This is a genomic window from Idiomarina sp. MD25a (assembly GCF_001870515.1).
Classification (GTDB): Bacteria; Pseudomonadota; Gammaproteobacteria; order Enterobacterales; family Alteromonadaceae; genus Idiomarina.
In genome coordinates, this window is record NZ_MDGT01000003.1 from 722,766 (window position 1) to 745,425 (window position 22,660).

A 22,660-nucleotide genomic window follows, 5' to 3' on the forward strand; every position below is an offset into this window, starting at 1 on the left:
TAATATAATGCGCGTAAGTTCCATGAGTGGTTGTAGCGCTATCAAATTGTACAGCGTATGAACCGTCGAGGTAATTGTTTGGACAACAGTACATTAGAGCGTGTTTTTAGAAGTTTAAATCCTGAATACATCCTAAAGACTGGCTACCGTTAAGCAATAGACGCAAAACGCGTTTTTAGTTATTTCCTTATGAACTATTGCAACTTGGAACGATCGCATCAATTTAACGATGGATAGCCTCCAGAAAAATCCAGAAAACTGACTAAAAAGGTGTTCGGGTCCTGTTGACCACTACAAATCGAATCGTTCAAACAGAAGCATTTGTCTGGGAAAATCTCAATAATAAAAGTGCACTTAAACTTGCGTGTTCCGCGTTACAGAAAAATGGTTACTAACAATAGCGGCCAAATTACATTACTGGAAGAAAGAATAAGTATATGTCCCAAGCGATAAGAGTATAAATTTTCGGACGGCTATTTGATAAACTACCATGTTTAACGAGTATTAATCACAATAATAAAAATAAAGTTATAACATGAAATTGCTCGTGTTGTTAATAACATTTTTTCTCGCGTCAAAATTAAAGAAAAAGGTCAAGTGTGGAAAAAAATAAGCTATCAAAGTTCACAAAAAATGTTAATAACTAATTTAAACTTTTTAAAACTGAAATGTTAAAGTAACATGCTTATACGTAACGCTATATTCACTACAGTTGCACCTTTATTTCGTATCTTAGTAGGTTTGTTACTTACGCCTATGATTATAAACAGTGCGGGTGAGGACATATTCACAGAATGGAAAGCTCTTTTATCTTTGGCAAGTCTCACTTGGATATTTCAACTAGGCCTGAATTCATACATAAATCGTAAGATGCCTTCATTAGGTGAAAGAGCAGAGATAGCGAATATAATAATTAAAACATGTTCTGTGTCTTATGGATTCCTAGCATTGCTATTGATGCTTTTCGGCGGACTGTATTATATCATATTTGATAGCAATCAAATAAAATTGAGCCACTATATAATTGTATTACTTACCTGCGTTATTTTCACGAGATATAGCTATCAGCGAGCAATCCTGACATCAAGACAGAAATATTCAACCTTGGCTATTGTCGATCTAGTAAGCTATATAGTCTACGCTTTGGGTCTGATAATTACGCTAATTGCTGTCGATAGTAGTGACTTAACATTATGGCTATACTTATGGTTTGCTGTGTTAAAATTGCTCCCCGTTATATTAATCCGTAGAATCCTTAACTCTAGTAAAGCTGATGTTAAAAACGCTTCCTTTTCGTTTAGTTATCTAAGAGAAGGCATCCAGTATAGTAGTCGCGTTGTTCTTTTTACATTTTCATTTTCATTATGTACCTCTTATGTGGTGGTTGTTTTTGTAAATAGCTTCGATAGCATTAGATCCACTAGCATTATTGTTACACATCAGCTGATTAGTATTGTTGTGATGCTTTCAATGTTAATGCTAGCAAGCATTAAACCCCAGTTATCTAAAATGTATAGTTCAAATTCAAATGACCAAATTTCAAAATTAGCATTGAGAATTACATTGATCTTGATATCTTTTATCTTCATATCGAACGTTTTATCCCCTGTTTTATATCCTTATATTATTAAATTATGGATCGGGCCTCAATACGTCTTGGATATGAAGAGTTTCTATCACTTACTCTCATTTTCATTCAATTTAATATTGATATATTTTTGTTACACTTTTCTATCTTCAATTTCTAAACATAATTCACTAAGTTTGTTATCCGCTCCAGGCTGTGCATTTATAGCTTTAGGTTATGAAATAAGTTTAGTTACTTTTGATATAGATATATTAATGCACCTATATATAAGTTCAGCAATTTTTGCCGCTATCGCTTTATATTGCTTTAATACGGTGTTTAAAAAAGTGAAAGCCCTAATGCTAATTCTTGCTTTTACAATAACAAACTTATTTTCTATTTTACTAGGGTAATAAAAATGAAAAGAGTTAAAATAGGAATCGTTGGTTCATTTCATGTAGCTAACTTTGGTGATGAGCTCCTATTAAACACGCTGATTAAACGTATAAACCAAAATATCGAAGGCTATTTTTCATATGCCGATTACGTTGTTCCATTTGGAGCAAAAAATTTAACGGATAAGATCAAGCTTGACTCTAAAAGTACAGTGCGCGTAATAGACAAGTTAAGTGGCTTATCTAATGTTGATTTCGTTGTCTTTGGCGGGGGCGGCTATTTAAGCGAGCCACCAAGGTTGATCGATTATAAAGAAGGTAGTCGTTGGTGGTTTGATCGAGTCGAAGAGAATTCGTTTCTTTATAAACTACCATTTGGTAGGTTTATCGGATGTAATAGGCCTAACCGGGATAACTTAAAGAAGTTGTTGCGATATAATTCAATTGCTAGATTTTGCAGATTGAATAAGATTCCTTATTACATATTTGCTACTGGAGTTGGACCTTTTAATTCAAGTGCAGGAATGTATTTGGTAAGAAATATCTTACGAAATGCGCAATCAATATGGGTTAGGGATCAAGAGTCCATAGATTATTGTAAAAAATTGTCTGGAGTAACCGCAAAACTTTGCCCTGATATCGTTTTAAGTGATATTTCTTTGGAAAGCGAGTTTTCTATTCCAAAACGTGATGCTTCAGTAATATCGCTTCACGTTGGGCAGTTATCAAGCACATCTCAAGAAGATGCTATTATCGAACTGGCAGCATTGCTAGGTCGCTTCTATTGTAAATGTCGTTTTCAGCTATTAATTGACTCTCGGTCGCCCGCACAAAAAAGGTTTAAGCATCGTCTAATGTCAGAAATGCGTAATATTAATGTTTGTTATTATGACAATGATTTAGATGAATTCGTTAACAAAATAAAAGAAAGCGCTCTATTAATTACTACTAAGTTACATACAGGTATTGTTGCGTATTGCTACTCGGTTCCTGTGGTATCTCTTTATGCTCATCCCAAAACTGAGCGATTTTACAGACAAATAGGTCTAACTAATTTGTCTATGTCATTTTCTGAATTCGAATCACTAGGTGCGGAATATTTATTTAACATACTGTGGGGCGATAGTGCTTTAAACTTAAGTAGTACTTTGTCCGAATATAATACCGAACGCCGAAGAATTTTGTTGGATCAGTTTAATGTCAGGTTAAATGAGCTTTTGGAGACAGCTCTTAAAAAATCAAATTAATTTACTATGAATATATTTTAAAAGGGCTTAAGAATATTTTTAACAAAGTATTCTTTTATATTAGTCGACGAATTTTTTAGTTATTTTGAGTTGTAATTAGTACAAATTTAATTTTTTATCGATATATAGAATAATAATGTGTTAGGTCTTCATGTCGAAATGTTATGTCTCAGCGAAGAGCTTATTTTAATTTTTTTTGTATATGGTATCTATGTAGATTCAGTTTTCTTAAAAAGGGAAAGGTAAGGCTATGTTAATTAATAAAGATATTACAATAGACTTACTTTTGATTGTTTGGGTCGCATTAATTTTGCTTTCTTCGTTAGTTGGCCCTAGCGCTTTAGTGCTAATTTCTACTATGGCGGTAACGTTTTTTCTATCTAGAATAGATAGCACAATTGCGTTCATTGTGTTGAATTTCTCTTTACTAACGCCATTATCAGGTCTCTCTAGCACTAGTCCTTATATTTTTATTTTTTGTTCAATTGCACTCGCATATTTTTCTAAATATTCTATAAAGTCAGTACGAATGAGCAAACAGATTATTTTGTTCGCTGGAGTGAATGTGGCTTGCGGTATAATAATCGCGCTTATCTATAATCATTCTATCAACGATGTTGAAATTTTTATCTTTACGGGTGTTCATTTTATTTTTTCTTATATACTACTGCGCTCTTCGAAATATAGTCCATTTACATTGTATTTTAAGAATATATTGGGAATTACATTGGTGATGCTATTTTTGTTCACGGCTTTTCACTACTTATACGATGGAACTACTTTCCTCGACAGTCGCGTTGTAGGAACAGATTTAGAATTTAAGAATGTTACGCAAGTGTATTTTGGTATCGAGCGTTTTATATGGTCTGGTGTTGATCCTAACTTCCATGCATTTCATGTTTTAATTTTTTGGTCAACATATTTACTCTTAACAATAGCTACTCGGCCGAGCAAGTTCCAGTTCATAATTGTTGTGTTGGGTTACGTTTTGATCGTTGCGACATTCTCACGTACTGCTTTTATTATTTCTACTCTCATACTAGTTTGGTACCTATTTAGTTCGAGGCAAAGTAACTTTATAAAAGCTCTTATTATGACTGGAACGATATCGACTATTTTTGCTTTTGAGGAACTCTATGAACGAGTGCTATCTATAGGAGATAATATAGCGGAATCAGGTGGAACTGGTCGATTTGAACGAATTGAAGAGGGGTTGAGAATTCTTTCAATTAACCCACTTGGCTCTGCGAGTGGTGTTTTTTCTGAAAGTTCTTATCTTCCGAATTCTCATAATACATTTATCCAATTTATGATCGAGCTGAGTATCCCTCTTGCAACAATATATTTCTGCAGTTTTGCATTGTTGATTATGCCCTTGTTAAAAGCTTCGTTCTACGGATTTAATCGTCGTTTTATTCGGTTTGCACTGTTTTGCATTATCATGTTCACAGTCTATATGAACACTATACCGGTTTCGGATTTCAGGCCCCTAGCCGTTTTTGTCGTCGTTATCCTCTCTCTTCCATTCTGCTCTCCTGAATATTCGAATAGAATACGGAAGCTATCGATTAAGGGATACGATAAGAGTAAAAAAAATTGAATTATTTATGTTAATTAACGTTTTTTTATTTACAGTGGTCGATGTTTTAATTAGTTGCTTGATTGAATATCTTTATTTCTTATCTTAATTTATAGGTAACATTTTTAAAATGAAAGTTCTTTTCGTTTCATATCCGCATGTAGGTATAGGAAAAGGCGGATTATTAAAGCAAATACAGAAAACAAAGGAATCATTAGAGAGGCTGGGTGTTGCGGTTGACTATCATTCCTTTGCTCAGGAATCATTATCAGGCTATGACGTTCTGCATTTTTTCGGGCTTGATTCGCTTAATCCCGTCCTGATACAGCAGGCTCGAGAAGCTGGTATAAAACTGGTTGTGTCACCTGTCTTTAATAGATTTGGACTTTCTAAATTCAGATATAAAGTAGAGCAGCTTATGATGCGTCGAGTCCCATCAATTAAGCCTCAACTAGCGAAGATTAATATTCAGATGGTTAAATTTGACTCTGTTATATGTCTTAACACAATGGAAAAAAATTTAATTCAATCCTACTTTAGAGTTCCCAAGGAGAGACTTCGAGTTATTGGAAATGGCTTCGATGACTTGCTAAATAATGTCGATAACAATAGCTCCATCAAAGTAGAAAAAAAGAAACAAGTATTGTGTGTTGGAGAGATTTGTGAGCGTAAAAACCAGCTTAAGTTAATAAGGGCGATGAAGGGGATTAATGCGGAACTATTCTTGGTTGGACCCCATAAGAATTCGAGCTATGTGAAAAAGAGCTTGGATATGGCGTCGCAACTAGCGAACGTTCACATCGTTGGCGAACGTCCTTTCAACTCGATCGATTTAATAAGATTATATCAGGAGTCTAAAGTTTTCTGTTTACCTAGCATCAGTGAAGTTGAACCGCTTACTGTATTGGAGGCAGCTGCATTTGGGTGTAATTTAGTTTGTTCTCGAACATACCCTATTAACTCTAAAGTGAAAGAGAGAGTTCACTTGGTACGTCCAGACAATTTAAGGAGTATTAGAATGGCAATTATAAAATCTTTGAATGCGCCGACTCCAAATGCTCCAGTGAATTTAGAAACGTGGGATGATATTGCAAAGTCAATTCTTAACCTATATCGAGTATAGTGCACGTCTGTTTAATATTATAATTCTAATGAAGAAAAAAGTAAGAGCTTTTAATGTTGGCTTGAGCCATACAACAGCTTGTTGATTGGCTAGTATATAAATGAAAAATTACAAAGCTAAGTTTAAATGTAAGAGAGCGAACTTCTCCTTTTTCTTAAGTCTATGTTTACCCGATGTCTATTCTTTATAAACTTCGAGTCAGACTATACCGTATAATTCGATAAAAAGGTATCCTCGATGTTTTCCAGCAAGTAATTTCTTATTCCCTAATCAGGCAAGTTTATAGGTATAAATTGGGGGGGGATTTAATTAGGATTAAACCACATTTATATTCAACCTGTTATTCTCAGCCTGTTATTCTCAGCCTGACAGGCTTAAATTGGTGCTCTTACAGAGTGAACGAAGGGATACGTGAATGCGGTACTTGTTTGTGCAGCATATAGTATTTCTGTAAGTGGCTAGGGTGTAACACTAGCCAAGTGCTAATCTGATGTGGTTAATAATGACATGATAACTTCAAAAAAAGATTATAAAGCGTTTCTTTGTGCAGACAAGAAATCACTTAATGTAGATAATTCTGCTAAATCCTGTTAATTCAACGACGTCTGGCGTTTTCAACGATATCTTAGACGTATGGAATATTGCATAAATTGTAAAAAGAACATGTTTTATACAGCGTTTGTCAAGTTAAAGTATCAAAGGTTAAGTCGAAAGCTTGGGTTTTCAATTCCTCCTAACGTTTTTGGTCCTGGGCTATCCATAGCTCATGGAGGAACGATAGTTGTAAATGGCGGCGCAAGAATAGGTGCTAATTCTTGGATACATGTCTGAGTTAATATAGGGACTGAAGGAGGGGAAAGGTCGAAAGCTCCAATAATAGGGAATAATTGTTATATAGGGCCTGGGGCAAAGGTTTATGGAGATATTCAGCTGGGCGATAATGTCGCTATTGGTGCTAACGCTGTGGTTAGCAAAAATTTTAGCGAAGGTTCTTATACCCTAGGCGGTGTTCCGGCTAGAATAATATCAAATAAAGGCTCCTCGTCGTTGTTAATTCATGGTTATGATGTTGCGGAGTTGAGAAATAGAGATTAGATATCTAGTTTAACCTTTACTGCTTTAAAATTTTAACTATTCGTGTTCGTTAATATTCACTCCTTGTCTTTATGTAGCCATACAGTGTATTGCACTTTAAATTAAGATTAGCCGATTTTAGTTCTTTAGCCGATTAACAAGCCTTCAGTTGATGGTGCTGAGTTCAATAAGATATTTAGTTATAATCAAGATTTAGAGCCCTTTTGGATTAAAAGGAATTTCAGCTAACAAGTTGAGGCATTTGTGTTATGAAGTTGAAGATTGACTATGTCATAGTCCCTAAAAATCTATCTCCAGCAGTTATCGATTCACAAGTCGTTAGGCGTTTTATTAATAGCAAGATGATAATTAGAAAGCGTCAAGTAAATAGTCTGGAAGACGAAAAATTGAGTAAATTTCGAACAGTTAAGTCGGGTTCATCGGTGTATTGTAGAGAGCTTTTAGACTTCGTAAAAGTTTACATTTGGCGCTTGATAACAAGAAAAAAATTTAGAATTTATTATGACTTTAGAGGAATCGTCTCGGAAGAGAGTTTTTTAAGAAATAGATCAAGAGTTCGTAGAAAATTTTTGAGTATCCTAGAGCGTTTTGCGTTTAATAAGGCGGATAAGGTACTTTGTGTTTCCGAAAATATGAAGAACTACTTGAATAATCGATTTTACGTTCGAAGCATATATGTAGAGGCCTGCAAATGCGATAAGTCCTTTTTATATTTAAAACCTAAAGAGAATGCTAAAAATAAAATTATTTTTTGTTACTTAGGGTCTATTTCGAAGTGGCAATGCTTTGAGAAAGCCTGCTTAATGTACAAACAAGTTGAGTCGTCTAACACTGAGTTTAGAGTTTTCACTGGAGATCAACATAAGGCTCTAAGTATACTCGAAAAATATTCGTTATCGAATTTTTTCGTAGCGTCTTTATCTCGAGCTGAGGTTCCGAGTCGCTTGAGAGAAGCAGACTTTGGATTTCTTTTGCGAGACGATAACATAGTTAATCAAACCGCATCACCAATTAAATTTGCCGAATACGTTTGCTCAGGTGTTATTCCAATAATGACTGAATTCGTTGGCGATTATAGTTCGAGATATAAAGATTTAGTTGTTATTACTAACGACTGGTCGTTAACTGTGGATAGGCTGAAGAGTAAATTAGAAGAAAAAAAATTATATAGTGAGTTGTATAGTTTAGGGAAAAGTTTAGTTTGGTAGCTTCCTAAAATTTAATTAAATTATATGTGTGAATTAACACTCGATTTTTGAATCGCTTAAGCGGATAAAAATAAAATAACTTATTATAAATTATATTTTTCATGTTGATATTTTAAATTGGATGGTAAGTAAATTGTGCTATTTTAGTAAGAACGTTTTCCCAACTTGTGCATTTTATAATATTTACGAAAAGTTGGTTGTGATATAGCACTGATTAATTTAGTTGTGTTAATTTAAGAGTCTTTTAACTATTGCTTCGAGCTTCGACTAAAGTAGCTCATCCCTTTTCGAATTTAGCGAGTGGAGTTTAAGTAGTTTAACAACTGCTTTATGTTGAGTGAGGGAACTAAGATGCCTTTTGATTTTGCCTTTGATAATCGGCTCCCCCTAGAACCTTCATGTTAACTTTACAATCTGCCAAGACCCGTCATAACCGATGAATCTAGAAGAGGAGTAGCCGGGTTTTGTTGGCTACCTATGCTGGTGTAGTGATAGCTCGAGAATTTTTAATTATTTGAAGTTTTAAGTCTGATAAGGAAATAACAGTTGAAGTTGCATTTAATAGGAGCAAGACCAGGTCCGATTGGTGGTACCACTGTATTGTTCGAACAATTAGTTATCGGGTTAGAGTCAAATCCACATATTCAACTCTATGTCACAGACACTTCTAAAATAAAAAAGGTTAGTGTATTGGATAAATTTCGATATTTATTTAGAAGTATTACGTACTGTATGAATAGCGAGATTACTGTTCTTAACGTTAGCGCCAATGGTGCACTTTATTTTGGTCCATTATTTTTATTTATTTGTAAGTTATTCCGAAAAAAGTTCGCATTGCGAATGTTTGGTGGTGTATTCAATCAGACTTATTTGTCTTATGGTTTTGTAAAGCGTTTTCTAGTCAGGCTAACAATTAGTAACTCAGGTATTACTTTTTTTGAGACGGATTTGGTGTCAAGCTTCTTTGAAAGTATGTATCCTGATCGAAAGATTGTGAGATTGCCTAACTCTAGACCTATTAGCTCTTATACCTGTCAGCATACTAATAAAAATAAGTTTGCTTTCGTCGGAGCAATAAAACGTTCAAAAGGTGTTGGAGAGATAATTGAAGTTGCAAAACGATATCGCGAAACGGAGTTTTTTTTTGCCGGACCTGTTGTTGAAAATGATTTAATTGAGGAAATTAATGAGCGGCCCAACTGTAAGTATTTGGGGATTATTGGACCTGACTCAATTCATGAGTTTCTAGTTGAAATGTCCTGTCTTATCCTTCCGACTAGACATTTTGGAGAAGGGCACCCGGGTGTCATCTTAGAAGCGTATTCTGTTGGTTTACCTGTTATCGCTACTAAATGGAGAAGTGTTCCGGAGATTATAGTCGATGGAACAACTGGTTTTCTTGTGGAAGTCGATGACCTAGAACAATTGGCTGAAACTATACGAAAGTTTGAATTAATGGATATTACTGAGCGACGTAGAATGGGTCATGCAGCAAGGGACTACTTTTTATCTAGTTATGAATCCTGTCGTGTGCGTGATTTATTTTTACGTAAAATTTCGGAGATTTTTGATTGAATTCGATGGAAGCGGATCTCGTTGTTCCCTCTAAAGGAACAAACTCTATTTTTTTTGTCGGTGACGTGGCTAGTATCGATAAATATAATTACGATCATCATCACACTGATTTTAAAGAACAACTTATAATTTTAAATTTCGAAGGCGGACTAGCTGAGTCAGACGAGTTTGATTTGTATAAAAATCGTAAGTTGGTATTCAATAGTTTTGAATTATTGGACAGCATATTTAATGATTCATTTTTGATATTTAATTTGGCTAATAACCATATTGACGATGTTGGCACAATAAATAGAACTAAGAGTGCAATCGAAGAAAAGGGACATATAACGGTAGGGGCAGGTGACAACCTGTCGGAGGCCTCCCAAGTTAGGCGTTTGTCAGTGTTTAACGATGATTATATTTTAATTTCATTCGGTTGGAATGTCATTGAATGTACTAACGCAAGTTGTAACCGACCAGGTGTAAATCCTCTCAGCCACTCTTGGGTTTTGAAAGAGTTTACGGAAAAGAAAAAGCAATATCCACACTCAAAGTTCATTGTTCTAATGCACTGGTGTTATGAGCTAGAAGTAATACCACTACCATTTCAACGTTCTCTCGCTCATTCTCTTGTCGACTTAGGGTGTGATTATATCGTTGGCTGCCACCCTCACTGTGTTCAGCCAGTCGAAAGATACAAACACGGGATAATCATCTACAGTTTAGGGAACTGGTATTTTAAAGAGAATTATTTCTTTTCAAGTAAGCTTCGATTTCCTCGGTATTGTAGTCTGCAGCTTATGTTTGAGCTTACATCTGAGCTTGGGCCAGTATTGCACTTGTACGAGAAGCAGGATTCTAAGACTGAATATTTGGGTAGGTACTCTTTTGAAGAGTTTAACAAAGCAATCGGCTTTAGTGATTTTGAAAAGATAAAAATAGATGATTACGATGCTTTTTTCAAAATACATCGGGTGAAAACCAAGTTGCTTCCGATTTATCGAACCAAGGACTCGCGATACTATATCGCAGTCAAAGATATTTGGAATCGTTTTCGTACGTTATTGATTAATCTAATGGTAAGGATTGGAGCAAAGTGAGTAAACTCGCTTTTTATCTTAAGAATAATAGTCGTAGGGTTCTTCGTTCTCCATTACTTGGAAATATTTTAAAAAGGGTCCCTTATTCGTTACGGCCAGGAATAGCTAAAAGCTATCGAGAGGAAGTCAGGCGAATTTATTTTTTGGATAAGCTAACAGCCAATGAGGTGGGTCATTGGCAGTTATCGGAAGCAAAAAAGATAGCATCGTATGCGTTACAACACTCTAAGTTTTATGGCGAGTTATATAAATCGAAAGGTTTATCCCTAGATACAATTGAAAGGCTTAAGGATATTCGAGGATTGCCAGTTGTAACAAAGTCCATGCTGCAAGATGCTTCTCTTAATCGAGTTGGATGTAAGAATGTAAGGTCGGCATTGAGCGTAAATACTGGAGGGACATCAGGTACCCCACTCTCATTTTCGATTAGTAGTAATCAGTTAGGTGTTGAATGGGCGAATCTTCATTATTTTTTCAAACGTTGGGGGTTGAAATGGAACACGACGCGTATTTGCTTTGTCGGTCAGGTCAACCTGAGTAATGATGTGGAGTACGACGTCATTCGAGATGCTTATTTCATAAATACTTATAAGAGTATTGGCCAGCAAGTTGAATGCTTATTAGAAATATTTAAGCTTAATCCTAACCAGATGTTTATATTACACGGTTACCCAAGCTTAATTCATGAAGTTGTTACCGAGATAAGAAATGCTCATCAATACATCGATATACTGAGGAATCGGGTTAGCGGAGTGCTGCTGTGTTCTGAATTCGCACCACCACATATCCGTTACGAGATTGAATCTACTCTTGGAAGTAGGTGTTTTTGTTTTTATGGCCACAGTGAAAGAGCTTGTATCGCACAAGAGGTTGAAAAGAATTCATACGAGTACAAAGCGAGCTCAAGCTATGGGCTGACTGAGTGTGTTGAAAACGAGTTGGTAGCTACATCTTTCCACAATTACGCATTTCCATTCATAAGATATTGCACAGGTGATCGAATTAGGAGAGTGTCTGAGTCTCAGTCAACGCTTATCGATTCCTTTATGTTTGACGAAGGTCGTGCTTCAGAGTATGTGCTCGACAAAGATAATAATAAAATACAATTAACTGCACTTATCTTTGGCCGCCATCATAGGATATTTGAAGATGTACACTCGATACAAGTCATGCAAGATATGCCTGGTTCAATTTTTTTGTATGTAGTGCCTAAAACCCAGCAAGATTGTAGTCATTTAATTAAAAAGATTGACTTCTCTAATGTCGATTTGAACTATTCTCTCTATGCCGTAGAACGACCAATTTTAACAAACTCTGGTAAGTTAAAAATTAAGATAGATACTGCCCCTGAAAAAGTATTTTTCATTGGTTGTAATCACTTGAAGTAGTTAAAAACGCTTTAATTAACTTAAATAATAAAGTTTTTGGGTTCAAAAAATTAAAGGATTATAAAAAGACATGCAAAAGGATATTTGCGTCGTTGGCCTTGGCTACATTGGTTTGCCAACTGCTGCGTTGTTGGCGCACTGTGGCTACAACGTACAAGGTGTTGATGTATCACAGGATGTGGTGGATACGGTTAATCAAGGCAAAATTCATATTGTCGAACCGGATCTTGATTCTTATGTAAAGCGTGCCGTATCAGACGGTAATCTCAAAGCTTCTACTCAACCTGCTATGGCTGATGTATTTGTCTTGGCTGTGCCCACGCCATTTCATGAAGGCTTTGTTCCTAATATTGATTACGTTGTAGCCGCTTCTAAAGCGATTGCGCCCGTGGTTAAAAAGGGCGATATGGTTATCTTGGAGTCAACGTCACCTGTTGGCACCACAGAAAAAGTTGCTGACGTGCTGAAAGAGTCGGGCATTGATGTGGACCAGATCTATATTGCTCATTGCCCTGAGCGTGTGTTGCCCGGGCATATTATGCGCGAGTTGGTCGAAAACGATCGCATCGTGGGTGGCATTACGCCAGAAGCAGGTAAAGTAGTTGCTGATTTTTATCGTAGCTTTGTTACTGGTGATGTGCTTGAAACCGATGCGCGCACAGCAGAAATGGCGAAGCTTACCGAAAACAGCTTTCGTGATGTCAACATTGCTTTCGCCAACGAGCTTTCTATTCTGTGTGACAAATTCGAGATTGATGTGTGGGAGCTGATTCGTTTAGCCAACCGTCACCCTCGCGTTTATATTCTCCAGCCGGGTACGGGTGTGGGTGGTCACTGCATTGCGGTTGACCCTTGGTTTATCGTGCACGAAGGCGGAGAGGATGCTCGCATTATTCGCGCCGCTCGTGAAATTAATGACTATAAAACTGAGTGGGTTAGTCAACGAATCAAAGCCAGCTTAGACAAACTCGAAAGTAAGCTGAATCGCAAACCCTCAGTTGCATGTATGGGGCTAGCTTTTAAACCGAACATTGACGATTTACGCGAATCACCTGCGCTTGAGGTATACCAGTCTCTTATCCTCTCTGGATATGATGCCATAGCCGTTGAGCCTAACTTAACTGAGCACAGTTTAATTCGTCTGACTCATTATCAAGACGCCGTTAAGTGTGCTGACTTGGTCGTTTATCTTGTTGCACATAACGAGTTCAAATCACTTGAGGTGGCTGCGCCAACATTAGACTTTTGTGGGGTGACCCAATGAAGCATGTCATGTTGGTCTTTGGCACGCGTCCTGAAGCTATAAAAATGGCGCCATTGGTCAAGGCATTTCAGGCAGATGACCGTTACAAGGTCTCTGTTGCAGTGACGGCTCAACATCGAGAGATGCTTGATCAGGTGCTATCGTTATTTGAAATCACGCCCGATTTTGATCTTGATATTATGAAACAAGGACAAGATTTATATGATGTAACCTCTAGAGTATTACTGGGTATGCGCGGAGTATTAGAGCGAGCGCAACCTGATGTGGTGCTTGTTCACGGCGATACTGCAACCACGTTAGCCGCTTCTTTGGCGGCTTTTTACTCGAAAATACCTGTCGGGCACGTTGAAGCCGGTCTGCGAACCAATAATTTATATTCGCCTTGGCCAGAGGAAGCGAACCGTCAGCTCACGGGGCGACTTGCCCAATGGCATTTTGCACCGACCGTCAGAAACCAAAACGCACTGCTCAGCGAACTCGTTGACGAAAACAATATTATAGTGACCGGCAATACTGTTATTGATGCACTCCATTGGGTGACTGAAAAGCTCACGCAATCGAGTACGCTCAAACAGTCGGTGTTGTCTCAGCTCAGTGATGCAGGCTTAACCGTTGATTTAGAATCTGAGCGCTATGTGCTCGTTACAGGGCATCGCCGTGAAAACTTTGGCGACGGCTTTGAGCAAATCTGCGAAGCACTACGTGAACTGGCTAACAAGCACCCTGACTCACACTTTATTTACCCCGTGCACCTTAATCCGAATGTGCAAGAACCTGTTAATCGGTTACTTAAAGGCCTTAAAAACGTACACCTCATTAAGCCACTCGGTTATGAACCTTTTGTCTATTTAATGATGCACTCTCACGTAGTGCTAACCGACAGTGGCGGCGTGCAAGAGGAAGCTCCCGGGCTTGGCAAGCCAGTACTGGTAATGCGAGACACCACGGAACGCCCCGAGGCGGTTGATGCCGGAACCGTAAAGCTCGTTGGTACGGTGAAAAGTGCTATTGTCGAGAACGTCTCTCGTTTAATTGGCGAGCCCGCGTTCTATGAGCAAATGTCCAAAGCCAATAACCCGTATGGCGATGGGCATGCGTGTAAGCGAATTTGTGATTTTATCAGTATGCGTTTGTAGATAGATCGCATGCTGTTAAAAAAAGTGTCTTTATACTTCAATACGTTGAAGTATTTGCGTTGGTGCCAAGTCAGCTATCGGTTGCGGTACCGTTTCTTACCTATTAGAAAAGGGCGTCTAAGGAGGCTCCAACCGCTAGTCGTTTCAAAGTGGCCGTTTGATGCTCCCAAGGTTTTGAAACAAAGTCTGTGGCCAGGTCGACGTGTCGAGTTTCTTAATAAGACAGGTGTTGTTAACTCTGCACATGATTGGAACGACCCCGCAGCCGATAAGCTTTGGTTATATAACCTTCACTACTTTGATGACTTAAATGCAGGCGGTTCAGAAGAACGCGTTGATATTCAAAAGTCATTGATACTTCAATGGATTGAAGAAAATCCGGCAATGCATGGAAATGGATGGGAGCCTTATCCAACCTCGCTCAGACTAGTTAACTGGATTAAATGGTGTCAAAGAAATGAGATTTATGACGATGTCATCCTATTCAGTATCTTAGAGCAGGCACAAGCACTTAATCGACAGTTAGAATTCCATATTCTTGGCAATCATTTATTTGCTAATGCAAAAGCACTTTGCTTTGTCGGTGCTTTTTTTAGTGACAAAAGAGCCGAAAGGTTGCTTGTTAAAGGGTTAGATTTATTAAATAGCCAGATAGAAGAGCAGTTCCTCTCAGACGGAGGACATTTCGAACTTAGCCCGATGTATCACTGCATATTGCTGTGGGATCTACTCGACTTATTCAACCTTGCCTATAGCTGTAAAAATGCACTGGTAACTCATCACAAAGATGAGTGGCGTTCGACCATTGAGAACGCGTTGGAATGGCTGAAAACCATGGTGCACCCCGACGGCGATATTTGCTTCTTCAACGATTCTGCATTTGGGATCAGCGCGGCTCCAAAGCAAATCTTTAACTATGCAGCTTTACTTGGCTTTAACAGTAACAACGTTTTAAGGCGATCTTCGAAGTGCTTGCATGATTCTGGCTATAGTCGATTGGTGAAGGGACCTTTCACGCTGTTTTTTGATCATGCGCAGGTTGGTCCAGATTATCTACCCGGTCATGCCCATGCTGATACTTTGAGTATTGAACTATCCGTTGGTAACCAACGTTTTATCGTCAACTCTGGTACATCCGAATATGGTTCTAGCAGAGAACGTGCACGGCAACGAGGAACTGATGCGCACAATACGATTGTGGTCAATAAAGAAAACTCCTCGGAGGTTTGGGGCGGATTCCGTGTGGCTCGTCGTGCAAATGTATACGGTTATCACTCGTGGGAAGAAGATGCTGAGGTATCTGCTGAAGCAGAGCATGATGGTTACTGCCGAATAGTAAAAGGCCTTAAGCACCTAAGGCGGTGCACCGTTAGCGATAGCCAAGTTCTTATTGAGGATGAGCTTACCGCGAACTTTTCAAGCGCACGAGTTCATTTTCATCTACACCCAGATATCAATGTAAGACTCATCGATAGTTATACTGTTGAACTTATAGGTCCAGCTCAAGAAAAAGTGACATTCGAGTCCAGATCGAGCGTACTTGTTGAAGCTTCGACTTGGCACCCCGAATTTGGCAAATCCACACCCAATAAACGTCTAGTTATACCGATTCAGTCCAGTTTTCTCACAACTAAAATCAGTGTTGGATAAAAAATTGAAGTTACTTGTTTTATCTTTTTATTTTCAGCCCGACTTATGTGCTGGGTCTTTTAGGTGCACTGCGTTAATTGATAAATTACGGCAGCACGATCTTGAACTGGAGGTGATTACTACGCTCCCAAATCGCTACGCAGGATTCAATGCTTCAGCTCCAGAGCACGAGCAAGATGATAACGTCACTGTGCACAGAGTCGCGTTACCTGGACACGAAAGTGGGATGGTCGATCAAGCGAAAGCGTTTTTTTCATTCTATACTCAAGCCTCAAAAATTGTGAAAAATGAGCAATACGTTGCTGTATTTGCAACATCATCAAGACTTCTTACCGCCTTTCTGGGCGCTCGTATAGCTCGAAAAAAGGGAGTGCCTCTGTATCTTGATATTCGAGATATATTTGTTGATACGTTGAATGAAGTTCTGTCTGGTCCACTCAAATTAGCTACTTTTCCCGCTCTTAGAGTAATAGAAAACTACACATTTAAAGCAGCAAACAGGATTAACTTAGTTTCTGGTGGCTTTGCAGACTATTTTTCGAGCCGGTATCCCCATACTGCTTACCGATGGTTTACTAACGGCATTGATCGTGAATTTATAGATGCGGCTCCGCTATCTGAGCGTCCGCTAACAAGTAAACCTCTTCATATTTTATATGCAGGAAATATTGGTGAGGGGCAGGGGTTGCATAAAATCATTCCAGAGTTCTCGAAGCGCGTTAGTGAAAAAGCACGGATTAGTATTATTGGTGCCGGCGGGCGAGCGGAGCAACTGCGAGAAGATTGTGAGGGATTAAGTAATGTTCAGCTATTACCGCCCGTTTCGAGAGATGAGCTCATAGATGCTTATAAAAGTGCAGACGTTTTATTCCTTCACCTCAATGATTATGAAGCATTTAAAAAGGTGCTGCCGTCTAAAATATTCGAGTACGCTGCGTTAGGAAAACCAATTTTGGCGGGGGTTGGAGGTTTTGCAAAAGATTTTATTAACCAAAATGTTTCGAATGCTGAAGTCTTCGAACCGGGAGACTCAGTCGGCGCATTTAAGGCACTCGATAGACTTTCGTTGATTGAGCAACCTCGTGCTGAGTTTGTTAAAAAATATTCGCGTAAACATATTATGGAAGATATGGCTAACGACATCATCGCATTTGTCGGGGAAAAGAATCATGGATGATTCACGTAAATACGTTGGCATAACCGGAGCAAGCGGTTTCGTTGGTCGTGCACTGGTACATGGTTTGATGGAGAAAAATCAGTCGGTACTGAGTTTTACTCGGCATCATAACGAGGAGTCAGCCGTAGCGGAGTATTTTCTAGATCTAAACGACTCCTCGTTTGATGTTTCTAATCCGCTTACCCGAGTTCATACCTTAGTGCATTGCGCGGCAAGAGCGCATGTAATGAACGAGGATGAAGTAGACCCGTTAGACGCATACTTAACGTCTAATACCTATCCAACGTTGCGACTCGCGGAGCAAGCTGCCCATAGTGGTGTAAAAAGATTCATTTATATCAGCTCGATTAAAGCGTTAGGCGAGTCAACAACACGTCGTGAGGCTTTAAAACATGATTCCCCCTTACAGCCCGAGGACGCATATGGTGTCTCAAAAGCTAACGCTGAAATTGGTTTGAGGGAAATAGCCGAAAGGACGGGGGTGGAGGTCGTTATTATCCGTCCACCACTGGTTTATGGGCCTGGCGTCAAAGCTAATTTTGCGTCATTAATGGGATTAGCAAATCGCAACTTACCTCTCCCCTTGGGGTCGCTAAGAAATCGGCGGAGTTTTGTTGCAATCAATAATTTAGTCGATTTAATTGTAACGTGCATAAAAATGCCGGAAGCGGCGAACCAGACGTTTATGGTCAGCGATGACGCTGACGTATCTACCTCTGAACTGTTATCGGCGATGACCCGAGCTTATGGTAAAAAGCCGCGGTTATTGCCTTTTCCACCCTCGATACTCTCATTGGGAGCCCGTCTGTTGGGTAAACGAGCAATAGCTGACCGTTTACTAGGCTCGTTACAGGTGGATATAGAACATACAAAAAATACCTTGGGTTGGAAGCCCAAGGTGAATCTAGAGACCGTTCTAAAGGAGATGGCGCGTGACTCGGTTGTTTGATTTTATTTTTTCATTTCTCGGTCTTACGGTCGGTTTCCCCATACTTGTCGTGCTATACGTTGTCGGACTTTTTGATACCGGTTCGCCTTTGTTTATGCAAGAACGTGTTGGCCGAAACAGTCGCCCGTTCACTTTAGTTAAATTCCGCACGATGCGAAAAGATACTGCGTCTGTTGCGAGTCATCTTGCGAGTGCATCCTCAATTACCAAGTTTGGTCACTTCTTACGCCGAACCAAACTCGATGAGCTGCCTCAGTTGTGGAATGTTCTAAAGGGCGAGATGAGTTTGGTAGGACCGCGGCCATGTTTATTTAATCAAGAAGAGCTTATAGAAGAACGCCGAACTCGTGGTGTGCTTAAAGCGCGCCCTGGTATTACTGGGCTGGCACAGGTTAATGAGATTGATATGTCTACGCCTCGGCTTTTGGCTAAGACTGATCAAAAGATGCTGGCATCGTTAGATATTGCTTCTTACTTTAAATACATTCTGATGACTGTTACCGGAAGCGGCAGTGGTGACCGAGTAAGATAAAACCAACCCCAATTTGTAAAAGGACTTACAAATGATACTCATCACTGGGGGCGCCGGTTATATCGGCTCCCATACATTGGTTGAGTTATTAAATAACGACAGGGATGTTGTCGTTGTTGATAACCTTTCTAATAGTTCACACGAGGCGCTTAAGCGCGTCGAGCGCATTACTCAGCGCAATGTCATGTTTGTTGAGGCGGATGTCTGTGATGCCAAGGCAATGGACGATGTGTTTCGTTTCTATCCCATTACTAGCGTGATCCACTTTGCCGGTTTAAAAGCAGTGGGCGAGAGCGTTGCTAAGCCCGTTGAGTACTACGATACCAACGTTGTGGGTACGCACACGTTGCTCAAAACGATGGCGAAGTATGATGTTCGCAGGCTGGTTTTTTCGTCGTCAGCGACGGTATATGGTGATCCAGCGCATACGCCGATTACCGAGAGTGCGCCTATTGGCGCGACAACCAATCCCTACGGAACATCGAAGTATTTGGTGGAGCGTATTTTAAAGGATGTGGCGGCGTCGGATGAGCGTTGGCGAATTGCGACACTGCGCTATTTTAATCCAGTTGGTGCTCACGAGAGTGGCCTGATTGGTGAAGATCCGAACGGGATCCCTAATAATCTTGTGCCGTACATTGCTCAAGTTGCCGTCGGACGGCTAGAACAGCTGAGTGTTTATGGCGATGATTATCCTACACGCGACGGCACCGGTGTCCGCGACTATATTCATGTCTGTGACTTGGCGAGAGGTCATCTCTCGGCACTCGACTATCTGGATTGCGCACGCGGTTACCATACTTTTAACTTAGGTACCGGAACAGGCTCAACGGTGCTCGAGGTAATTAAGGCATTTGAACAGGCTTCTGGGCAATCGGTGCCTTACAAAATTGTACACCGGCGTCCCGGCGATATCGCGGCTTGTTTTGCCGAACCGAGCCTAGCTAAGCACAGCTTAAACTGGGCTGCCGAGCATGGACTCGAACGCATGATGCAAGACACCTGGCGGTGGCAGCAACAAAACCCGCAAGGCTACAAGTCTTAACCATGCAAAATTTACCCACCTATGAATTTACGCTTACCTTTCGCTTGGCCAATGTCAGCGATCCCAAAAGTGTGGTGCAGCACTTGTACCACACTACCTGCCACGATACGCTTATCTGTATCCTCGATAATCAACATATAGAAATTTCATTTGAACGCCACGCGCCTTCACTGACCCTTGCCAAAGAGCATGCCATCGCGAATGTATTTGAATGCGTACCCTATGCGAGTTTGGTGGGGTAGGTCGCACTTTTTCACTACACTGATACTCCAACTTAATCACGCTTCTTAGTAACCCTATCCAGTTACATTTGCAAAAGTAACCAAATAGGGTTACTTTTAAAGCATGTGTTAAATTTTAACCAGTAGGTGGGGTATGGCTACGCCTCTTGCGGCAGTGATCACGGGCGATGTGGTTGGGTCACAGAAGTTCGAGAAAGCAAAATACGAGCAGCTGTTAGCGCAACTGAATAAGGTACTCAATGAGCTTGCGGGTCGTTATGACCTGAGGTTTGATATTTTTCGGGGTGACGAGTTTCAGGTCGTATTGCAGCAACCCGAATATGCCTTTCATGTTGCTACCTTGATTCGTTTGAATCTATTGGCGGAGCAGGTGGATGTGCGTCAGAGTATCGCGGTGGGTGAGATTGATACGCTGCGTAATAACGTGAAGAGCTCGACGGGCGATGCTTTTGTTCGCTCTGGACATCAGTTAGAAGAAATGAAGTCGGAGTTGCTTCGGTTTGACTCCTCGCACGACGAATTAGCTTTCCACTTGGGCACAACCATTATGGTACTGGATGCGCATCTGTCGTCGCTCACCAAGACCGAGGCATTGGTGCTGGCTTGTTATTTATCCCATCCGGGTGAATCCCACCAGTCACTGGGTGATCGGTTGGGCAAAGGCCGAGTGAATACGACCAAGTTACTTAATGCCAGTGGCTACGTGGCTATCACTGCTTACCTGAACTATGCCGAAACGTTGATTAAGCAACACGCAGGAGGCAGTAATGAATGATTATCTCATCTTAGCGACCTTACTCCTTTGCCATATTTTGGGTGACTTTTACTTACAGAGCAGGGCGATGGTTCGCGGTAAGCGTTTTGGCGAACGTGGTGAATCGGGTGTTGTAGCCTATCCTAAGGCGACTGTAATTAAAGCACACATTAAGCACATGCTGATTCATGCTGGATTGATGGCTGTTGCGCTACTGATTTTGCTAGCGATAGATGTGATACAGCTCACTTATGAGCGCTTGTGGTTAGCGGTGGGCTCGATCGCAGTAGGGCACCTGCTTGTTGATCTGGCAAAATCTTGGCTGCGTCGTAAGAGTCACCAGCACGCTCAAGCCGTTAAGGTACTCATCGTTGATCAGTTGGCGCATCTTGCTGTGATTGTGTGTGTATGGGTATGGCTATTTGATAGCCTGAGTAACTTCTCGGGCTTGCTGACCGTTGATTATTTTATTATCGCTGGCGCTTATCTGTTGGCTATAAAGCCGACCTCGATTTTAATTAGTCAGCTGCTCTTACCTTACTCGTTAAAGAACGAAGATACGCAGATCCCCAAAGCCGGACAGCTGATTGGTTATATTGAGCGGGTTGTGGTGCTGACGTTGATTTTTGTGAACCAGTACACCGCCATTGGCTTTATTATTGCGGCGAAATCGGTGCTTCGATACGGCGAGAATGGTGGCAAAAATACCCAGCTCAATGAATACGTGTTACTGGGAACACTCGCGAGTTTTGGACTTGTGCTGTTAGTGGGGATTGTTGCGCGACTCGCACTGGGATTAGGTTAAAAAAAGAGCCCCTTTGCTTGAGGATATACAGGGATTACGAAATTACAAAGGGGCTCAAGGCTTCGCTGTGAGAAGGACTTTCGGCTATCACGAAGCCTGTTTATTAAAACCCATAGTGTGCTGTTCGTCGTTAAGCACATAGCGGGTTGTGTTGTGGGATATTGGATGCTGGTGCGTGCGCAAAATGCGCACGTTACACGGGGATTGTCTGCCCGTGCGCAACATGCGCACGTTACATGGAGGATGTCTGCCCGTGCGCAGGATGCGCACGCTACACGGGTGTGGTAGGTCGCGCCTTTGGCGCGACATCGATATCACCCTTTTATAAAATGTATCTTACTTGTTTCCGGGCTCCCTTTGTCATCGTAACCACAGATAACATAGCCCTGCGAAATTAATAACTGCAGCATTGCCGGGAATCTATTCATCGACTTCACCCGAATCGATTTAAACCCTTTATTCTTTACCCACGCCTCTTGCTGCTTAAGCAACTGCTTGGCAATACTACGACCGCGATAACTCGGATGAACCGCGCCCAGCCAGCTATAAAACTCAGTATCCGAAAGCGCATACCCCAGCTTATAACCCACCTTTTTTGCGCCCTCTGACGCCACCAAAATCAGCGCCTCCTTGCCTGCCAACCGCTGCTCAATTTTCTCCTTGGAGTTTTTATTATCAAACTCAGGTATCGCAGCATCGATTTCAATAACATCGGCAACAGTGCCTTGGGTATATGTGATGTTCATTTGGGTTTCACTTACTCCGCTACTTTGTGCATACCGCGAATGGTGTCTGTTATTTTAATGGAAATCTCATCGATGTCATGGCTTGGGGAGAGATCAGGTTG

At 40.3% G+C, this 22,660-nt stretch carries 19 protein-coding genes; 18 read left to right on the forward strand and 1 reads right to left on the reverse strand.

What is annotated here, in order from left to right; genetic code table 11:
* Positions 1–1,985 precede the first annotated feature (1,985 nt).
* The 18 genes from BFR57_RS07465 to BFR57_RS07540 all read left to right on the forward strand — a co-directional run bounded on the left by BFR57_RS07465 (position 1,986) and on the right by BFR57_RS07540 (position 21,813).
* Complete coding sequence (locus BFR57_RS07465; protein WP_071463369.1) at positions 1,986–3,209, forward strand: polysaccharide pyruvyl transferase family protein; 1,224 nt, start codon at positions 1,986–1,988, stop codon at positions 3,207–3,209.
* 250 nt (positions 3,210–3,459) lie between these two features.
* Entirely contained in the window at positions 3,460–4,809 is a 1,350-nt protein-coding gene (locus tag BFR57_RS07470) for a hypothetical protein (protein ID WP_071463370.1), read from the forward strand.
* A 109-nt stretch (positions 4,810–4,918) separates the two neighbouring features.
* Complete coding sequence (locus BFR57_RS07475; RefSeq protein ID WP_071463371.1) at positions 4,919–5,911, forward strand: glycosyltransferase family 4 protein; 993 nt, start codon at positions 4,919–4,921, stop codon at positions 5,909–5,911.
* An 876-nt stretch (positions 5,912–6,787) separates the two neighbouring features.
* Positions 6,788–7,006 (forward strand): hypothetical protein, encoded by a 219-nt coding sequence (locus tag BFR57_RS12915; protein WP_290439328.1) that lies wholly within the window; start codon positions 6,788–6,790, stop codon positions 7,004–7,006.
* Positions 7,007–7,254: 248 nt separating this feature from the next.
* Positions 7,255–8,214, forward strand: a complete 960-nt coding sequence (locus BFR57_RS07480; RefSeq protein WP_071463372.1) for a hypothetical protein — start codon at positions 7,255–7,257, stop codon at positions 8,212–8,214.
* Positions 8,215–8,760: 546 nt separating this feature from the next.
* A complete protein-coding gene (locus BFR57_RS07485; RefSeq protein ID WP_071463373.1) occupies positions 8,761–9,789 on the forward strand; it encodes a glycosyltransferase in 1,029 nt (342 codons plus the stop codon).
* 5 nt (positions 9,790–9,794) lie between these two features.
* Entirely contained in the window at positions 9,795–10,871 is a 1,077-nt protein-coding gene (locus tag BFR57_RS07490; RefSeq protein ID WP_253183636.1) for a CapA family protein, read from the forward strand.
* A complete protein-coding gene (locus BFR57_RS07495) occupies positions 10,868–12,259 on the forward strand; it encodes a hypothetical protein (RefSeq protein WP_071463375.1) in 1,392 nt (463 codons plus the stop codon). Before BFR57_RS07490 ends, BFR57_RS07495 begins: the two co-directional genes overlap by 4 nt.
* A 70-nt stretch (positions 12,260–12,329) precedes the next feature.
* Positions 12,330–13,523, forward strand: a complete 1,194-nt coding sequence (gene wecC / locus BFR57_RS07500; protein ID WP_071463376.1) for a UDP-N-acetyl-D-mannosamine dehydrogenase — start codon at positions 12,330–12,332, stop codon at positions 13,521–13,523.
* Positions 13,520–14,659 carry a non-hydrolyzing UDP-N-acetylglucosamine 2-epimerase gene (gene wecB, locus BFR57_RS07505; protein ID WP_071463377.1) on the forward strand — a complete coding sequence of 380 codons (1,140 nt, stop codon included), beginning with the start codon at positions 13,520–13,522 and terminating at the stop codon, positions 14,657–14,659. The genes wecC and wecB overlap by 4 nt, the downstream gene beginning before the upstream one ends.
* A 9-nt stretch (positions 14,660–14,668) precedes the next feature.
* Positions 14,669–16,309 carry a heparinase II/III family protein gene (locus tag BFR57_RS07510; RefSeq protein WP_071463378.1) on the forward strand — a complete coding sequence of 547 codons (1,641 nt, stop codon included), beginning with the start codon at positions 14,669–14,671 and terminating at the stop codon, positions 16,307–16,309.
* Between the two features lie 4 nt (positions 16,310–16,313).
* On the forward strand, positions 16,314–17,486 hold the full coding sequence (locus BFR57_RS07515) for a glycosyltransferase family 4 protein (RefSeq protein ID WP_071463379.1): 1,173 nt from the start codon (positions 16,314–16,316) through the stop codon (positions 17,484–17,486).
* Positions 17,479–18,435, forward strand: coding sequence for an SDR family oxidoreductase (locus BFR57_RS07520; RefSeq protein WP_071463380.1), 957 nt, complete (start codon positions 17,479–17,481; stop codon positions 18,433–18,435). Before BFR57_RS07515 ends, BFR57_RS07520 begins: the two co-directional genes overlap by 8 nt.
* Positions 18,419–18,967, forward strand: coding sequence for a sugar transferase (locus BFR57_RS07525; protein WP_071463381.1), 549 nt, complete (start codon positions 18,419–18,421; stop codon positions 18,965–18,967). The genes BFR57_RS07520 and BFR57_RS07525 overlap by 17 nt, the downstream gene beginning before the upstream one ends.
* Before the next feature lie 31 nt (positions 18,968–18,998).
* Positions 18,999–20,012 (forward strand): UDP-glucose 4-epimerase GalE, encoded by a 1,014-nt coding sequence (gene galE / locus BFR57_RS07530; protein ID WP_071463382.1) that lies wholly within the window; start codon positions 18,999–19,001, stop codon positions 20,010–20,012.
* 2 nt (positions 20,013–20,014) lie between these two features.
* Complete coding sequence (locus tag BFR57_RS12800) at positions 20,015–20,254, forward strand: hypothetical protein (RefSeq protein WP_143441058.1); 240 nt, start codon at positions 20,015–20,017, stop codon at positions 20,252–20,254.
* Positions 20,255–20,387: 133 nt separating this feature from the next.
* Positions 20,388–21,029, forward strand: a complete 642-nt coding sequence (locus BFR57_RS07535; RefSeq protein WP_071463383.1) for a SatD family protein — start codon at positions 20,388–20,390, stop codon at positions 21,027–21,029.
* Positions 21,022–21,813, forward strand: coding sequence for a DUF3307 domain-containing protein (locus BFR57_RS07540; RefSeq protein ID WP_071463384.1), 792 nt, complete (start codon positions 21,022–21,024; stop codon positions 21,811–21,813). Before BFR57_RS07535 ends, BFR57_RS07540 begins: the two co-directional genes overlap by 8 nt.
* 314 nt (positions 21,814–22,127) lie before the next feature.
* Here the strand turns inward: BFR57_RS07540 and BFR57_RS07545 are convergent, their stop codons facing one another.
* Positions 22,128–22,559, reverse strand: coding sequence for a GNAT family N-acetyltransferase (locus BFR57_RS07545; protein ID WP_071463385.1), 432 nt, complete (start codon positions 22,557–22,559; stop codon positions 22,128–22,130).
* Positions 22,560–22,660: the final 101 nt, after the last annotated feature.

What these genes read in the sequence shown, in the direction of transcription:
- wecB (WP_071463377.1), top strand. Translation starts at nt 13,520, where the DNA reads ATGAAGCATGTCATGTTGGTCTTTGGCACGCGTCCTGAAGCTATAAAA.
- BFR57_RS07540 (WP_071463384.1), top strand. Translation starts at nt 21,022, where the DNA reads ATGAATGATTATCTCATCTTAGCGACCTTACTCCTTTGCCATATTTTG.
- wecC (WP_071463376.1), top strand. Translation starts at nt 12,330, where the DNA reads ATGCAAAAGGATATTTGCGTCGTTGGCCTTGGCTACATTGGTTTGCCA.
- BFR57_RS12800 (WP_143441058.1), top strand. Translation starts at nt 20,015, where the DNA reads ATGCAAAATTTACCCACCTATGAATTTACGCTTACCTTTCGCTTGGCC.
- BFR57_RS07510 (WP_071463378.1), top strand. Translation starts at nt 14,669, where the DNA reads ATGCTGTTAAAAAAAGTGTCTTTATACTTCAATACGTTGAAGTATTTG.
- BFR57_RS07480 (WP_071463372.1), top strand. Translation starts at nt 7,255, where the DNA reads ATGAAGTTGAAGATTGACTATGTCATAGTCCCTAAAAATCTATCTCCA.
- galE (WP_071463382.1), top strand. Translation starts at nt 18,999, where the DNA reads ATGATACTCATCACTGGGGGCGCCGGTTATATCGGCTCCCATACATTG.
- BFR57_RS07520 (WP_071463380.1), top strand. Translation starts at nt 17,479, where the DNA reads ATGGATGATTCACGTAAATACGTTGGCATAACCGGAGCAAGCGGTTTC.
- BFR57_RS07475 (WP_071463371.1), top strand. Translation starts at nt 4,919, where the DNA reads ATGAAAGTTCTTTTCGTTTCATATCCGCATGTAGGTATAGGAAAAGGC.
- BFR57_RS07465 (WP_071463369.1), top strand. Translation starts at nt 1,986, where the DNA reads ATGAAAAGAGTTAAAATAGGAATCGTTGGTTCATTTCATGTAGCTAAC.
- BFR57_RS07545 (WP_071463385.1), bottom strand. Translation starts at nt 22,559, where the DNA reads ATGAACATCACATATACCCAAGGCACTGTTGCCGATGTTATTGAAATC.
- BFR57_RS07490 (WP_253183636.1), top strand. Translation starts at nt 9,795, where the DNA reads ATGGAAGCGGATCTCGTTGTTCCCTCTAAAGGAACAAACTCTATTTTT.
- BFR57_RS07470 (WP_071463370.1), top strand. Translation starts at nt 3,460, where the DNA reads ATGTTAATTAATAAAGATATTACAATAGACTTACTTTTGATTGTTTGG.
- BFR57_RS07535 (WP_071463383.1), top strand. Translation starts at nt 20,388, where the DNA reads ATGGCTACGCCTCTTGCGGCAGTGATCACGGGCGATGTGGTTGGGTCA.